The 14,073-nt window shown below is 70.7% G+C and carries 14 protein-coding genes; 6 read left to right on the plus strand and 8 right to left on the minus strand.

Annotated elements, in window-relative coordinates:
• The first annotated feature begins 46 nt into the window (after positions 1-46).
• A complete protein-coding gene (locus tag ACMTAK_RS21890; RefSeq protein WP_413807796.1) occupies positions 47-490 on the plus strand; it encodes a hypothetical protein in 444 nt (147 codons plus the stop codon).
• A gap of 208 nt (positions 491-698) precedes the next feature.
• Positions 699-1,388 (plus strand): hypothetical protein, encoded by a 690-nt coding sequence (locus ACMTAK_RS21895; protein WP_413807797.1) that lies wholly within the window; start codon positions 699-701, stop codon positions 1,386-1,388.
• Between the two features lie 110 nt (positions 1,389-1,498).
• On the opposite strand, the gene ACMTAK_RS21900 is transcribed toward ACMTAK_RS21895, so the two are convergent.
• From ACMTAK_RS21900 to ACMTAK_RS21915, 4 genes are all read right to left on the minus strand, one after another.
• On the minus strand, positions 1,499-2,626 hold the full coding sequence (locus ACMTAK_RS21900; protein WP_037953000.1) for a GuaB3 family IMP dehydrogenase-related protein: 1,128 nt from the start codon (positions 2,624-2,626) through the stop codon (positions 1,499-1,501).
• 119 nt (positions 2,627-2,745) lie between these two features.
• On the minus strand, positions 2,746-4,248 hold the full coding sequence (guaB, locus tag ACMTAK_RS21905) for an IMP dehydrogenase (protein ID WP_086883681.1): 1,503 nt from the start codon (positions 4,246-4,248) through the stop codon (positions 2,746-2,748).
• A 156-nt stretch (positions 4,249-4,404) separates the two neighbouring features.
• A complete protein-coding gene (locus ACMTAK_RS21910) occupies positions 4,405-5,016 on the minus strand; it encodes a sigma-70 family RNA polymerase sigma factor (RefSeq protein WP_413807798.1) in 612 nt (203 codons plus the stop codon).
• A gap of 290 nt (positions 5,017-5,306) precedes the next feature.
• A complete protein-coding gene (locus ACMTAK_RS21915) occupies positions 5,307-5,918 on the minus strand; it encodes a response regulator transcription factor (protein WP_003948568.1) in 612 nt (203 codons plus the stop codon).
• Between the two features lie 408 nt (positions 5,919-6,326).
• On the opposite strand from ACMTAK_RS21915, the gene ACMTAK_RS21920 reads away from it, so the two are divergent.
• On the plus strand, positions 6,327-6,641 hold the full coding sequence (locus ACMTAK_RS21920; RefSeq protein ID WP_014054233.1) for a WhiB family transcriptional regulator: 315 nt from the start codon (positions 6,327-6,329) through the stop codon (positions 6,639-6,641).
• A 120-nt stretch (positions 6,642-6,761) separates the two neighbouring features.
• Here ACMTAK_RS21920 and ACMTAK_RS21925 read toward each other — a convergent pair whose 3' ends face one another.
• Entirely contained in the window at positions 6,762-7,682 is a 921-nt protein-coding gene (locus tag ACMTAK_RS21925; RefSeq protein WP_413807799.1) for a LysR family transcriptional regulator, read from the minus strand.
• An 80-nt stretch (positions 7,683-7,762) separates the two neighbouring features.
• Between ACMTAK_RS21925 and ACMTAK_RS21930 the strand changes: the two genes are divergently transcribed.
• Positions 7,763-8,449, plus strand: a complete 687-nt coding sequence (locus ACMTAK_RS21930) for an MOSC domain-containing protein (protein ID WP_413807800.1) — start codon at positions 7,763-7,765, stop codon at positions 8,447-8,449.
• A 97-nt stretch (positions 8,450-8,546) separates the two neighbouring features.
• The gene (locus ACMTAK_RS21935) at positions 8,547-9,320 is read left to right on the plus strand and encodes an SDR family NAD(P)-dependent oxidoreductase (protein ID WP_413807801.1); all 774 of its coding nucleotides are present in this window, start codon (positions 8,547-8,549) and stop codon (positions 9,318-9,320) included.
• 88 nt (positions 9,321-9,408) lie between these two features.
• Here the strand turns inward: ACMTAK_RS21935 and groL are convergent, their stop codons facing one another.
• From groL to ACMTAK_RS21950, 3 genes are all read right to left on the minus strand, one after another.
• The gene (gene groL / locus ACMTAK_RS21940) at positions 9,409-11,034 is read right to left on the minus strand and encodes a chaperonin GroEL (RefSeq protein WP_413807802.1); all 1,626 of its coding nucleotides are present in this window, start codon (positions 11,032-11,034) and stop codon (positions 9,409-9,411) included.
• A 94-nt stretch (positions 11,035-11,128) separates the two neighbouring features.
• Positions 11,129-11,437, minus strand: a complete 309-nt coding sequence (gene groES, locus ACMTAK_RS21945) for a co-chaperone GroES (RefSeq protein ID WP_014054228.1) — start codon at positions 11,435-11,437, stop codon at positions 11,129-11,131.
• Between the two features lie 242 nt (positions 11,438-11,679).
• Positions 11,680-12,786: a polysaccharide deacetylase family protein gene (locus ACMTAK_RS21950; protein ID WP_413807803.1), complete on the minus strand. Its 1,107-nt coding sequence runs from the start codon at positions 12,784-12,786 to the stop codon at positions 11,680-11,682.
• A 77-nt stretch (positions 12,787-12,863) separates the two neighbouring features.
• On the opposite strand from ACMTAK_RS21950, the gene ACMTAK_RS21955 reads away from it, so the two are divergent.
• Positions 12,864-14,066, plus strand: coding sequence for a class I SAM-dependent methyltransferase (locus tag ACMTAK_RS21955; protein ID WP_413807804.1), 1,203 nt, complete (start codon positions 12,864-12,866; stop codon positions 14,064-14,066).
• The last annotated feature ends 7 nt before the right edge of the window (positions 14,067-14,073 follow it).

Consider the following 14,073-nt stretch of genomic DNA (forward strand, 5'->3'; position numbering starts at 1 on the left):
TGTCATTCGCACCACCGTGCGGCCATGCCACTGCTACCTTGCGGGCATGATCGTGTCCGCTTCCTCCGCAGCTCAGGCCCCACGTCCGGCCCGTGGCCTCGCGGCGGGCATCGCGGCGGCCCTGCTCGGAGCCCTGGTCTTCGGCTTCATCCAGGGCAAAATCGGCCACCGCGGCCAGGAGGTCGGCTACTGGGCGCTGTGCATCGGGCTGTTGACCGGCGCCGCACTGGGCAAGCTGGGCGGCCGGGCGCCGCTGCTGGCGCTCATCGGCATACCGCTGGCCGTGGTCAGTGTCTCGCTGGCGCAACTGATCGGCGCCGCGGTGCTGATGGGGGACGAGAGCTCCTGGCCCACCGCCGACACCCTGATCAAGCACTTCGGGCTGGTGGCGGACTATTGGCGCGATCACATCCTGGGGCGCAACGACATCACCTTCTACGCCGTGGCGGGAGCGGAAAGTTACCTCGTCGCGAAGCGCGTCACCGAATAGCGGCGACGAATCCGCATATGCCGGGCCAACGTGTCTCCGTCCGGTCCCAGCCATGTCACGGACGTCAGACACGACTTGTCTGATTGTCATGCCTGCCTGTTAGTTTTATGGCTCGATAGTTTCCTTCCGCGTTCCCAGCCCGCAGCCGCTCATCAGCCGAGCTGTCCACGGAACGCGGTCTCAACACCTTCATCCCCGGGGGAATTCCATGAGCCAGAACTGGCAGCAGCCACAGCAGCCAGGCGGGTACCCGCAGCAGCCGGGTGGCTATCCGCAGCAGCCCGCCCCGCCCCAGCAGGCCGGTGGGTACGGCTCCCCGCAGCAGCCCGGCTACGGCTACCCGCAGGGCCAGCCGCAGCAGCCCCAGCAGCCTCAGCCGCAGTACGGCGGCGGCTTCCCGCCGCCCGCGCCGCCGGCCGGCCGGCCCGGTAACCCGCTGCTGGCCGTGGGCGCCGCCCTCGTGGCCACGATCGTCGGCGCGTTCCTCTACGCGTTCCTGCTGAGCGCGATGGCGGACACGGACAAGACCCCGCCGGAGGTCACGCAGTTCGCGTACGCCGGTGTGGTCGTCGGCGCGCTCATCGGTCTGGCGGTCGCCAAGCTGGGCGGCCGCAACACGGGACTGTGGGTGGTCGGCGCGGTGCTGGCCCTGGCCGCGGTGTTCCTCGGCGAGCTCTACGGCTACGCCATGATCCTGCACGATGTGATGAGCAACTACGCCGACAAGATCGGCGGCGGCGCCAGCAGCCAGGTCCTCTCCTCGAACGAGATCTTCTTCGACCACTTCAGCGACCTGTGGAAGTCGTGGAAGGAAGACTCCGACGCGCTGACCTACATCTTCATGGCGCTCGCGCCGGTCGCGGCGGTCAGCACCGCCTACCGGATCAGCAACCGCTGAGCCCGCGAGCAACACAGCAAGGGGAAGGCCCCGACCGCGAGGCGGTCGGGGCCTTCCCCTTGCTCAATCGGTTGCCGAACCGGTTGCGGGAACCGGCCCGTGAAGAACGCTCAGCGCTTGTCGCGGGCCGACGGGGCGACCGTGACCTCGACCCGCTGGAACTCCTTCAGCTCCGAGTAGCCGGTCGTGGCCATCGCGCGGCGCAGCGCGCCGAAGAAGTTCATCGAACCGTCGGTGGTGTGCGAGGGGCCGAGAAGGATCTCCTCGGTGGAGCCCACCGTGCCCAGGTTCATCCGCTTGCCGCGCGGCACCTCGTCGTGCACGGCCTCCATGCCCCAGTGGTGACCGCGGCCCGGTGCGTCGGTGGCCCGGGCCAGCGGGGAGCCCATCATCACCGCGTCCGCGCCGCAGGCGACGGCCTTCGGCAGATCGCCGCTCCAGCCGACGCCGCCATCGGCGATCACATGCACATAGCGGCCACCGGACTCGTCCATGTAGTCCCGGCGGGCGGCGGCGACATCGGCGACCGCCGTGGCCATCGGCACCTGGATGCCCAGCACATTGCGGGTGGTGTGCGCGGCGCCGCCGCCGAAGCCCACCAGCACACCGGCCGCGCCGGTGCGCATCAGGTGCAGCGCGGCCGTGTAGGTGGCGCAGCCGCCCACGATCACCGGGACGTCCAGCTCATAGATGAACTGCTTGAGATTGAGCGGCTCGGCGGCGCCGGAGACATGCTCGGCGGAGACCGTGGTGCCGCGGATCACGAAGATGTCGACCCCCGCGTCCACCACGGCCTTGGAGAACTGCGCCGTGCGCTGCGGGGACAGGGCGGCGGCGGTCACCACGCCCGCGTCCCGCACCTCCTTCAGGCGCTGGCCGATCAGCTCCTCCTTGATCGGCTCGGCGTAGATCTCCTGCATCCGGGTGGTCGCGGTGCGCTCGTCCAGCTCGGCGATCTCCGCCAGCAGCGGCTCCGGGTCCTCGTAACGGGTCCAGAGCCCCTCGAGGTTGAGCACCCCGAGGCCGCCGAGCTCACCGATGCGGATCGCGGTGCGGGGCGAGACCACCGAGTCCATCGGCGCGGCCAGGAACGGCAGCTCGAAGCGGTAGGCGTCGATCTGCCAGGCGATCGAGACCTCCTTCGGGTCCCGGGTGCGACGACTCGGCACAACGGCGATGTCGTCGAACGCGTACGCCCTGCGGCCGCGCTTGCCGCGCCCGATCTCGATCTCAGTCACGTGGGTGCCTTTCCCTGTTCACGAACAGCCGTCCCAGTATCCCTGCCCGCACCGTCGCGAGATCGCCCGGGTGAACGGCGCGGACGGCGCGGACAGCACGGATCAGCGGACAGCGTGGATCAACGGCCGGAGTAGTTCGGCGCCTCGGTGGTCATCTGGATGTCATGCGGGTGGCTCTCCTTGAGGCCCGCGGCGGTGATCCGCACAAAGCGGCCCTTCTCCTTCAGCTCCGCCACATTGGCCGAGCCGACATAGCCCATCGACGCCCGCAGACCGCCCACCAGCTGGTGCGCGACCGAGGCCAGCGGACCGCGGTAGGGCACCTGGCCCTCGATGCCCTCGGGGACCAGCTTGTCCTCGGACAGGACGTTGTCCTGGAAGTAGCGGTCCTTGGAGTACGAGCGGGCCTGGCCACGCGTCTGCATCGCGCCCAGGGAGCCCATGCCCCGGTAGGACTTGAACTGCTTGCCGTTGATGAAGACCATCTCGCCCGGCGACTCCTCGCAGCCGGCCAGCAGGCTGCCCAGCATCACGGTGTCCGCACCGGCCGCGATCGCCTTGGCGATGTCGCCCGAGTACTGCAGACCGCCGTCGCCGATCAGCGGCACCCCGGCGGCGTGACAGGCGCGGGCGGCCTCGTAGATCGCCGTCACCTGCGGTACGCCGATGCCCGCGACCACGCGCGTGGTGCAGATCGAGCCCGGGCCGACTCCGACCTTGACCCCGTCCACCCCCGCGTCGATCAGCGCCTGGGCACCGTCCCTGGTGGCGACATTGCCGCCCACCACATCGACCGCGATATTGGACTTGATCTTGGCGATCATGTCGAGGATGCCCCGGCTGTGGCCGTGCGCGCTGTCCACGACCAGGAAGTCGGCCCCGGCCTCGACCAGCGCCTGCGCCCGCTCGTACGACTCGTCGCCGACGCCGACGGCGGCGCCGACGACCAGCCGGCCGCCCGCGTCCTTCGCCGCGTGGGGGTACTGCTCGGCCTTCACGAAGTCCTTGACCGTGATCAGGCCCTTGAGCACACCCGCGTCGTCGACCAGCGGCAGCTTTTCGATCTTGTGGCGGCGCAGCAGCTGCATCGCGTCCTCGCCGGAGATCCCCACCTTGCCGGTGACCAGCGGCATCGGGGTCATGACCTCGCGGACCTGACGGCCCCGGTCGACCTCGAAGGCCATGTCACGGTTGGTGACGATGCCGAGCAGCTTGCCCACGGCGTCCGTGACCGGCACACCGCTGATGCGGAACTTCGCGCACAGCGCGTCCGCCTCGTGCAGCGTGGCGTCCGGCCGGACCGTGATCGGGTCGGTGACCATACCGGACTCCGACCGCTTGACCAGGTCGACCTGGTTGGCCTGGTCCTCGATGGACAGATTGCGGTGCAGCACGCCCACGCCGCCCTGCCGGGCCATGGCGATGGCCATCCGGGACTCGGTGACCTTGTCCATGGCGGCGGACAGCAGCGGCACATTCACCCGCACGTTCCGGGAGACCCTGGACGAGGTGTCGACCGCGTTCGGCAGCACCTCGGAGGCGCCCGGCAGCAGCAGCACGTCGTCGTACGTCAGCCCGAGCATGGCGAACTTCTCAGGCACTCCGTCGACGTTGTCAGTCATGACACCCTTCCAATGGTCTTGCCCCAGCGCGGACTCCCATGCTAACGGGCTCCCCGAGTGCCTCATTCCGCCCTGTGGATAACTTCTCAGCGAGCTGCTGAATGCGGAAGGCACAACAAGGTAACGAGCCGATCGGAACTCCGGTGGGCCCGGGGCTCACTGCTCGGCGAGCGCGCGCAGCCTGCTCAGCGCCCGGTGCTGGGCGACCCGCACCGCTCCGGGGGACATCCCGAGCATCTGCCCGGTCTCCTCCGCCGTCAGCCCGACCGCGACCCTCAGCAGCACCAGCTCGCGCTGGTTCTCCGGAAGGTTGGCCAGCAGCTTCTTGGCCCACTCCGCGTCGCTGCTGAGCAGCGCCCGCTCCTCGGGTCCCAGCGAATCGTCCGGCTGCTCCGGCATCTCGTCCGAGGGGACGGCCGTGGAGCCCGGGTGGCGCATGGCGGCCCGCTGCAGATCGGCGACCTTGTGGGAGGCGATGGCCACGACGAACGCCTCGAAGGGCTTTCCGGTGTCGCGGTAGCGCGGCAACGCGCACAGCACCGCGAGACAGACCTCCTGCGCCAGGTCGTCCACGAAGTGGCGGGCATCACCCGGAAGTCGGGACAGCCTCGTACGGCAGTAACGCAGGGCCAGCGGGTGAACCAGGGCCAGCAGATCGTGGGTGGCCTGCTCGTCCCCCTCGACCGCGCGCCCGACGAGGGAGCCGATCGCCCCCGTGCCCCCGGGAGCTCCCTTGGGGGCTCCTGGGCTCTCGTCGTCGCGCGGCATCCATCCATGGTGCCTCGGGCCCGGGGGCTCCGTGGCATCGCGTCCGTAGTTGTGCGCTGAAGCGTTATGAGCAGGTGCGCCGGCTGTCGTCACGTCCTGCGCTCTCCCCTCACGCCCGACCGACTCGTCCCCGAGGAACTCCACACCTTCAAGGATGCGGCATAGCGCGGGGAACTGATACAGGCCACCACCACAGCGCTCGCCGCGCACGCTTTCGCCCCGCCCGCCAACCGACGGGCGGGGACCGTAGCGCCCCCGCTGCGCAGCACGTCAGAACGGTCGTGGCCGGATCAGCGGACCAGACCCCAGCGGAACCCGAGGGCCACCGCATGTGCCCGGTCGGACGCGCCGAGCTTCTTGAACAACCGGCGTGCGTGCGTCTTGACCGTGTCCTCGGACAGGAACAGCTCGCGGCCGATCTCCGCGTTGGACCGGCCGTGGCTCATACCCTCGAGGACCTGGATCTCCCGCGCGGTGAGCGTGGGCGCGGCGCCCATCTCGGCCGAGCGCAGCCGGCGCGGGGCCAGCCGCCAGGTGGGGTCGGCGAGCGCCTGGGTCACGGTGGCGCGCAGTTCGGCGCGCGAGGCGTCCTTGTGCAGATAGCCACGGGCACCGGCCGCCACGGCCAGCGCCACTCCGTCCAGGTCCTCGGCGACCGTGAGCATGATGATCCGGGCGCCGGGGTCGGCGGAGAGCAGCCGCCGCACGGTCTCGACCCCGCCGAGACCGGGCATCCGTACGTCCATCAGAATCAGATCCGAGCGGTCGGCACCCCAGCGGCGGAGGACTTCCTCGCCGTTGGCCGCCGTCGTCACACGCTCGACGCCGGGCACGGTCGCCACCGCGCGGCGCAGCGCCTCTCGGGCAAGCGGGGAGTCGTCGCAGACGAGGACGGATGTCATGGCCGCCCTCCGCAGCTGATGCGCGTCACCTTGAGCCTCCAGGCTGGTACATATCGTCACCTGAGCGATTGACAGCCCCGGATGTCTGTCCGAGAGCTTTACCCATCAACCGCCTCCGCACTCTCAACGACGGTCACCCGAAAGAGTTACGGGGTTCGGCGGCCACCTTCGGCACTCTACGTGAGGGCTTGGACACGGAGCAGCTTCGTCGCGCCGGTCGCGTCCCTCGCGCCTCCCCCATAGGGCAGCCCCCGAGGCAGTCCCTTCGGTGGCATTTGGCGACCTTGCTTCCAATTTGGTGGTCTGTGTGGCTAGATTCGCAATGAGTCATATTTACATCTACTTACACCCCAGGTGTACGACCCAGGACACAGCGTCCGCAGCCGATCGCTTCGAGGAGATAAGGCAATGGCAGATTTCTCCCGTCTTCCCGGCCCGAATGCCGACCTGTGGGACTGGCAGCTCCTGGCCGCGTGTCGCGGGGTCGACAGCTCGCTCTTCTTCCACCCGGAGGGGGAGCGCGGCGCTGCCCGCAGCGCACGCGAGATGTCGGCGAAAGAGGTGTGCATGCGCTGCCCGGTACGGGCGCAGTGCGCGGCCCACGCCCTTGCCGTACGCGAGCCCTACGGAGTGTGGGGCGGGCTGACCGAGGACGAGCGCGAGGAGCTCATGGGGCGGGCGCGGCATCGCGCGGTCGCCGGCACGGGGGCTCCGGGATCCTGATCGCGGCTTGATCACGGTCAGCTGAAGAAACGTTCCTCCTGTCACCACCCGGCCTGTCACCACCCGGCCTGTCACCACCCGGCGCATGCGCGGACGGCCCGCGGGGAGTGCGCGCGCCGCTCATCTGCGGGCGGCCCGCTCCAACCGGTCCAGCGTCGCCGCCACCGCCGGGACGCGGGCGAGGTCGGGCAGGGTCAGCGCCACCACTTCCCGGCGCACCGCCGGTTCCACCTCCAGCGTCGTGGCGCCCTTGGTCCGCACCGACTCCAGCGCCAGCTCGGGCAGCACGGCGACCCCCAGCCCGGCCCCGACCAGGCCGACGACCGTCGGATAGTCGTCCGTCGCGAAGTCGATGCGCGGGGTGAAGCCCTCGGACTCGCACACCTCCACCAGATGCCCCCGGCAGCGCGGGCAGCCCGCGATCCACGGCTCCCCGGCCAGCTCGGCGATGCCCACCGCCCCGGCGCCCGCCAGCTTGTGCCCCTCCGGCACCACGCCCACCAGCCGATCGCTCAGCAGCGGCCGCAGGACCAGGTCGTCCCACTCGCCGCCGCCTCCCGAAGCCGCCTCCGCCGCCGCGCTCACCTGCGGATACCGGAAGGCCAGCGCGATTTCGCAGTCGCCCGAGCGCAGCATCTCCACCGAACCCGGCGGCTCGGCCTCCACGAGCGAGACCCGCGTCCCGGGATGCGCCGCGCGCATCTCGGCGAGGGCCATGGGCACCAGGGTCGAGCTGCCGCTGGGGAAGGACACCAGCCGCACCCGGCCCGAGCGCAGCCCGGCGATCGCCGCGACCTCCTCCTCGGCGGCGGTCAGCCCGGCCAGGATCCCGCCGGCGTGCCGCACCAGCGCCCGGCCCGCCTCGGTCAGCCGCATCTCGCGTCCGCTGCGGATCAGCAGCGGGGTGCCCGCGGCGCCCTCCAGGGCCTTCATCTGCTGGCTGACGGCGGGCTGGGTGCAGCCGAGCTCACGGGCGGCGGCGGAGAAGGAGCCGGTGGCGGCCACCGCGCGCAGCACCCTGAGATGGCGGGCCTCGATCATGCCTTGAGCATAAGGGACCCTTGGGTACGGGCCGGGATATTACGTCGACGGTTTGACCCCCGCTGTCCTACGGTGCGGTCATGCCGCATACTCCACACCCCTCAGCCGTCCTCACCGTGAACATCGGCCGCGCGATGCCGAGCGCCCACACCGACTGCCCCGCCGGCACCGGAATCGACAAGCGTCCCGTCGACCGACCGGTACGGGTCGCGGCCCCCGGGCCGAAGGGCCGGGCCGGAAGCGGTCTGGCCGGTGACTCGGTCTGCGACCTCCGCCACCATGGCGGCGACGACCAGGCCGTCTACGCCTACGCCCGGGAGGACCTCGACGTCTGGGAGCGGGAGCTGGGCCGCGAGCTGGTCAACGGCGCCTTCGGCGAGAACCTCACCACCAGCGGTATCGACGTCAACGGCGCCCTCGTCGGCGAGCGCTGGCGGGTGGGGAGCGAACTGCTGCTGGAGGTGACCTCACCGCGGATCCCGTGCCGTACGTTCGCCGGGTGGCTGGGCGAGCGGGGGTGGCTCAAGCGGTTCACCCAGGCCGCCGTCCCGGGTGCCTATCTGCGGGTGATCGAGCCCGGCGAGATCCGCTCGGGCGACCCCGTCGAGATCGTGCACCGGCCCGACCACGAGGTGACGGTCGCGTTCCTCTTCCGCGCCGAGACCACGGAGCGGGAGCTGCTGCCGAGGGTACTGGCGGCCGGTGACGCGCTGCATCCGGAGGCGCGGAAGACCGCCCTGAAGTACCGGTCCACGCAGGCGATCTGACGGAAGTGGACTGACGGAAGCGCTCATTCCGGCGCAGATCGCCCGTGGCGCCGCTCGGCGGTCCGCCGGGGCCCGCCGTGGCCGATAACGTGCGCGTATGACGACTGCATTGATTACCGGAACCACCGCGGGCATCGGCGCCGCCTTCGCGGGCCGGCTCGCCGCCGACGGGCACAATCTGGTGCTCGTCGCACGCGATGAGAAGCGGCTGCGGGAGCAGGCCGCGGATCTGCACGACCGGCACGGCGTGGAGGCGGACGTGCTGGTGGCGGACCTCTCCGAGGATGACGGGATCGCTGCGGTCGAGGCCCGGCTGAAGGACCGTACCCACCCGGTCGATCTGCTCGTCAACAACGCCGGTTTCGGCAACCGCGCCCGCTATCTGGAGGTGCCGATCGCCGATGAGCTGCGGATGCTGAAGCTGCACTGCGAGGCGGTGCTGCGGCTGACCAGCGCGGGGGCCGGGACGATGCGGGACCGCGGACGCGGCGGGGTGATCAATGTGGCGTCGGTCGCGGCCTTCTTCCCGCGCGGGACGTACGGGGCGAGCAAGGCGTGGGTCGTGCAGTTCACGCAGGGCGCGGCGAAGGACCTGGCCAGCTCGGGGGTGCGGCTGATGGCGCTGTGCCCTGGGTTCGTCCGTACGGAGTTCCACGCGCGGGCGGGGATCAAACACGACAGCGTGCCGAGCTGGATGTGGCTGGACCCGGACCGGCTGGTCACGGCGGCGCTGAAGGATTTCGCCCGGGGCAAGTCGCTGTCCATCCCGGACCCGCGCTACAAGGCGATGTCGAGCCTGGCGAAGCTGGCCCCGCGCTCGGCCCTCTCCTCCATCTCCTCCAAGGTCGGCCGCCCCCCGGCGAAGGGGTAGCCGCCCGGCGGAACCGGAACACGCGAAGGCGCGGCCGCCCAGCCGGGCGGCCGCGCCTTCGCGCTGCTTGTGGCAGAACGCCGGAGCGTCAGTGCGCGTGACCGTGGCCGTGGCCCGCGGCCTCGGCCTCTTCCTCGGCCGGCTTCTCGACCACCAGGGTCTCGGTGGTGAGCAGCAGCGAGGCGATCGACGCCGCGTTCTCCAGCGCGGAGCGGGTGACCTTGACCGGGTCGATGACGCCGGCCTTCACCAGGTCGCCGTACTCCTCGGTGGCCGCGTTGTAGCCGTGGCCCTTCTCGAGCTCGGCGACCTTCGAGGTGATCACGTAGCCCTCGAGACCGGCGTTCTCGGCGATCCAGCGCAGCGGCTCGACCGCGGCGCGGCGGACCACGGCGACACCGGTGGCCTCGTCGCCCTCCAGGCCCAGGCTGTTCTCCAGCACCTTCGCGGCGTGGACCAGCGCGGAGCCACCACCGGAGACGATGCCCTCCTCGACCGCGGCGCGGGTCGCGGAGATGGCGTCCTCCAGGCGGTGCTTCTTCTCCTTGAGCTCGACCTCGGTGGCCGCGCCCACGCGGATCACGCACACGCCGCCGGCCAGCTTCGCGAGCCGCTCCTGGAGCTTCTCGCGGTCCCAGTCGGAGTCCGTGGACTCGATCTCGGCCTTGATCTGGGCGACGCGGCCGGAGACCTCGTCCGCCTTGCCGCCACCGTCGACGATCGTGGTGTCGTCCTTGGTGACGGTCACGCGGCGGGCGGTGCCCAGCACGTCCAGGCCGACCTGGTCGAGCTTGAGGCCGACCTCCTCGGCGATGACGGTGCCGCCCGTAAGGGTGGCGATGTCGCCGAGCATGGCCTTACGGCGGTCACCGAAGCCCGGGGCCTTCACCGCGACGGCGTTGAAGGTGCCGCGGATCTTGTTGACGACGAGGGTGGAGAGGGCCTCGCCCTCCACGTCCTCGGCGATGATCAGCAGCGGCTTGCTGGCGTTGGCCTGGATGATCTTCTCCAGGAGCGGCAGCAGGTCCTGGATGGAGGAGATCTTGCCCTGGTGGATCAGGATGTACGGGTCGTCGAGGACGGCCTCCATCCGCTCCTGGTCGGTGACCATGTACGGCGAGAGGTAGCCCTTGTCGAAGGCCATGCCCTCGGTGAAGTCGAGCTCCAGACCGAAGGTGTTGGACTCCTCGACGGTGATGACACCGTCCTTGCCGACCTTGTCCATCGCCTCGGCGATCAGCTCGCCGACCTGCTTGTCCTGCGCGGACAGCCCGGCCACGGCGGCGATGTCGGACTTCTCGTCGATCGGGCGGGCGGTGGCCAGCAGGTCTTCCGAGACGGCCTTGACCGCCGCGTCGATGCCCTTCTTCAGGGCGGCCGGGGAGGCACCGGCGGCCACGTTCTTCAGGCCCTCGCGGACGAGCGCCTGGGCCAGCACGGTGGCGGTGGTGGTGCCGTCACCCGCGATGTCGTTGGTCTTGGTCGCCACCTCCTTGACGAGCTGAGCGCCAAGGTTCTCGTACGGGTCCTCGACCTCGACCTCACGGGCGATCGTGACACCGTCGTTGGTGATGGTGGGGGCACCGAACTTCTTGTCGATGACGACATTGCGGCCACGGGGGCCGATGGTCACCTTGACGGTGTCCGCGAGCTTGTTGACGCCGCGCTCGAGGGCGCGACGGGCGTCCTCGTCGAACTTCAGGATCTTCGCCATGAGTTGCGTATGTCCTCTCAAACAAGCCGTGCCCCGACCCCGGTTTCAGATGACACGGGCACCGGGACACGGCTCATAGGCAAAACTTCGGTGATTACTTCTCGACGATCGCGAGAACGTCGCGAGCCGAGAGGACGAGGTACTCCTCGCCGCTGTACTTCACCTCGGTACCGCCGTACTTGCTGTAGAGCACGACGTCACCGACGGAGACGTCGAGCGGAAGGCGCTTGCCGTCCTCGAAGCGGCCCGGGCCCACGGCCAGGACGACGCCCTCCTGGGGCTTTTCCTTGGCGGTGTCCGGAATGACCAGGCCCGAAGCCGTGGTCTGCTCGGCGTCGAGCGGCTGGACCACAATGCGGTCCTCGAGCGGCTTGATGGCAACCTTGGAGCTGGTGGTCGTCACGATCCGACCTCCCCCTTCGGAGATCTCACGGGGTCAACTGTCTGAGGTGGCGACCAGGTGGATCCGTCGTCGCGGGTGCCGGACCTGCCCGTCGCTGTATCCCTGGCACTCATCGGTCCCGAGTGCCAGCCTCGACATTATGACGCGGTTAGCACTCAGTCAACTAGAGTGCCAAGCGACGTGGCGGCGGCTTCCGGGGCAGCACTCCGGGCGGCACTCCCGAGCCGTTCCCCGGAGGGCCCTCATACGTAGTCCTCCAGCCGCCCGATCGTGAAGCCCTGGGCCTGGATCGCCCGCACCAGCCCCGTGACCATGTCGGTCATCGACTGGCCCTCGAGCTGCTCCGGCCCCCGGAAGTGCGCGAGCACGATGTCCCCCGGCAGCAGATGGTCGCCGGAGCGGTAGGCCAGCCCGTGGGTCTCCATCTCGGCGCGCCACAGCACCACCGTCCGCACCCCGCAGAAGGCCGCCGCCCGCAGGGTCGTGTCGTCGTACTCCCCGAAAGGGGGACGGAAGAGCTTCGGCTGTTGACCGAAGCGGTGCCACAGGATGTCGCGCTGGCCGCAGATCTCCCGCACCTGGTCGTCATAGGCCATACCGGCCAGGCTGGGATGGGTCAGGGTGTGGTTCTCCATGGGGTTGCCGAGCCGGCGCAGCTGGTCGAAGTAGTCGTAGTGGTTCCCGATCACGTCGTCGGTCAGGAACCCGGTGAACGGCAGCCCGAGCTCGCGGGCCTGCTCCACGAAGCGCGGGTCCTTCTCGATCCCGTCGTCGATCGTCACGAAGACCACCCGCTGGTCGGTCGGCACCCGCCGCACGATCGGCGGCAGCCCCCACTGCTGCGGTCCGGACCGTCCGAGCGCGGGCTTGACGTCGGGCGGGGCCGGGGGCCGCGCCAGCGGCCGGTCCAGCCCCCAGCGGCGGTAGGCGTCGGACGCGCCCGCCGGGGCCGAGCCGGGCGGCCCGGCGGCCGGGGCGGACGCCCGGGTGCCACCGGAGGGCGACGCGTCCCGGGCCCGGCCGTACGCGGCCCCTCCGTCGCCCCTCTCGCCCTCTTCGTACCCCTCGTACCCCTCGTACCCCTCGTCTCCCTCTCCCCCCTCGCCCCCTTCGTACCCCGGCCCGGACGACGCCGGTGGCCACTGCTCCGGCTCCCGTCCGGCGGGCGGCTGCGACGCCGCCGGGGGCGGGTCGTCCAGCCGTGCGGCGAGGGAGGCCGGTGGCATGGGAGCGCCGTGGCGGGAGCCGGTGTGCGGCTCGGGGGCGGCGGCGAGGGATCCGCAGGCCGTGAGCACGGCCGCCGCGCCGACGAGAACCAGACAGCGAGGAAAACCAGTCTTGATCATCATCACATAAGTGATCTTCGGTCCGAGGGGGCGCATATGCGCGCCGTGCGCGGGCGAATGCGCTCGCGGGAGCGGGGAGAATGGGCCATGTGGACGTTGACGCCTTCGATGCACTGCTCGGCGACGAGGGGCAGGCGCTGCTCTCCGCGCTCCGCGACTACGACCCGGCGAAGGAGCTCGCCACCGCGACGCGGCTGCGCCGCGACCATCCCCCGGCGCTGGTCTCGGCGGCCCTGACCCAGGCCGCGCTGCGGCAGCGGGCGGTGGCCAAATTCGGCCCCGAGGACGCGCACCGCATGTACTTCACGCCGAACGGTGTCGAGCAGTCCACCCGCACCTCCGTGGCCGCGTACCGCGCCTCCCGCTTCGCGGAGTTCGGCGTCCGCCGCATGGCCGATCTGTGCTGCGGCATCGGCGGCGACGCGATCGCGCTCGCCCGCGCCGGGATCTCCGTGCTCGCCGTCGATCGCGACCCGCTGACCTGCGCCGTCACCCGCGCCAACGCCGAGGCGCTCGGCCTGGCCGATCTCATCGAGGTCCGCTGCGCCGATGTCACCGAGGTCGACACCCGGGACTTCGACGCGGTCTTCGTCGACCCGGCCCGGCGCGGCGGTCGCGGCCGCGTCTTCGACCCCGAGGCGTACTCCCCGCCCCTCTCCTGGGCCATCGAGGCCGCCCGCACCACGCCGCGCGCCGCGCTCAAGATCGCCCCCGGTGTGCCGCACGAGGCGGTCCCCGAGGACGCGGAGGCCGAGTGGATCTCGGACCACGGCCATGTGAAGGAGGCCGTCCTGTGGTTCGGCACCGCCCGCCCCGGGCTGCGCCGCGCCACGCTGCTGCCGAGCGGCCACTCCCTCATCGGCACCCCGCTCCTCCCCGACCCCGAGCCCGGCCCGGTCGGCCGCTGGCTCTACGAACCGGACGGCGCCGTCATCCGCGCCCATCTCGTGGCCGATGTCGCGGCCCGCGTCGGCGGCCGTCTGATCGACCCGACGATCGCCTACATCACGACGGACGAGCTGCGCCCGACGCCGTTCGCCACCGCGTACGAGATCACGGATGTGCTGCCGTTCAACCTGAAGAAGCTCAAGGCGCTGCTGCGGGAGCGGGGGGTCGGCATCGCGACCATCAAGAAGCGCGGTTCGGCGGTCGAGCCGGAGCAGCTGCGCAAGAAGCTGCGGCTCGAGGGTGGGAACGCCTGCACGATCGTGCTGACGCGGTCGGCGGGCTCTCCCACGATGCTGCTGGGCCACCCGGCCCAGGCCCCGTCCGACGGACCGTAACGCCTGC

The organism is Streptomyces lacaronensis, from assembly GCF_047337785.1.
Taxonomy (GTDB): domain Bacteria; phylum Actinomycetota; class Actinomycetes; order Streptomycetales; family Streptomycetaceae; genus Streptomyces; species Streptomyces lycopersici.

What these genes read in the sequence shown, in the direction of transcription:
- ACMTAK_RS21890 (WP_413807796.1), top strand. Translation starts at nt 47, where the DNA reads ATGATCGTGTCCGCTTCCTCCGCAGCTCAGGCCCCACGTCCGGCCCGT.
- ACMTAK_RS21895 (WP_413807797.1), top strand. Translation starts at nt 699, where the DNA reads ATGAGCCAGAACTGGCAGCAGCCACAGCAGCCAGGCGGGTACCCGCAG.
- guaB (WP_086883681.1), bottom strand. Translation starts at nt 4,248, where the DNA reads ATGACTGACAACGTCGACGGAGTGCCTGAGAAGTTCGCCATGCTCGGG.
- ACMTAK_RS21910 (WP_413807798.1), bottom strand. Translation starts at nt 5,016, where the DNA reads ATGCCGCGCGACGACGAGAGCCCAGGAGCCCCCAAGGGAGCTCCCGGG.
- ACMTAK_RS21915 (WP_003948568.1), bottom strand. Translation starts at nt 5,918, where the DNA reads ATGACATCCGTCCTCGTCTGCGACGACTCCCCGCTTGCCCGAGAGGCG.
- ACMTAK_RS21920 (WP_014054233.1), top strand. Translation starts at nt 6,327, where the DNA reads ATGGCAGATTTCTCCCGTCTTCCCGGCCCGAATGCCGACCTGTGGGAC.
- ACMTAK_RS21925 (WP_413807799.1), bottom strand. Translation starts at nt 7,682, where the DNA reads ATGATCGAGGCCCGCCATCTCAGGGTGCTGCGCGCGGTGGCCGCCACC.
- ACMTAK_RS21930 (WP_413807800.1), top strand. Translation starts at nt 7,763, where the DNA reads ATGCCGCATACTCCACACCCCTCAGCCGTCCTCACCGTGAACATCGGC.
- ACMTAK_RS21935 (WP_413807801.1), top strand. Translation starts at nt 8,547, where the DNA reads ATGACGACTGCATTGATTACCGGAACCACCGCGGGCATCGGCGCCGCC.
- groL (WP_413807802.1), bottom strand. Translation starts at nt 11,034, where the DNA reads ATGGCGAAGATCCTGAAGTTCGACGAGGACGCCCGTCGCGCCCTCGAG.
- ACMTAK_RS21950 (WP_413807803.1), bottom strand. Translation starts at nt 12,786, where the DNA reads ATGATGATCAAGACTGGTTTTCCTCGCTGTCTGGTTCTCGTCGGCGCG.
- ACMTAK_RS21955 (WP_413807804.1), top strand. Translation starts at nt 12,864, where the DNA reads ATGGGCCATGTGGACGTTGACGCCTTCGATGCACTGCTCGGCGACGAG.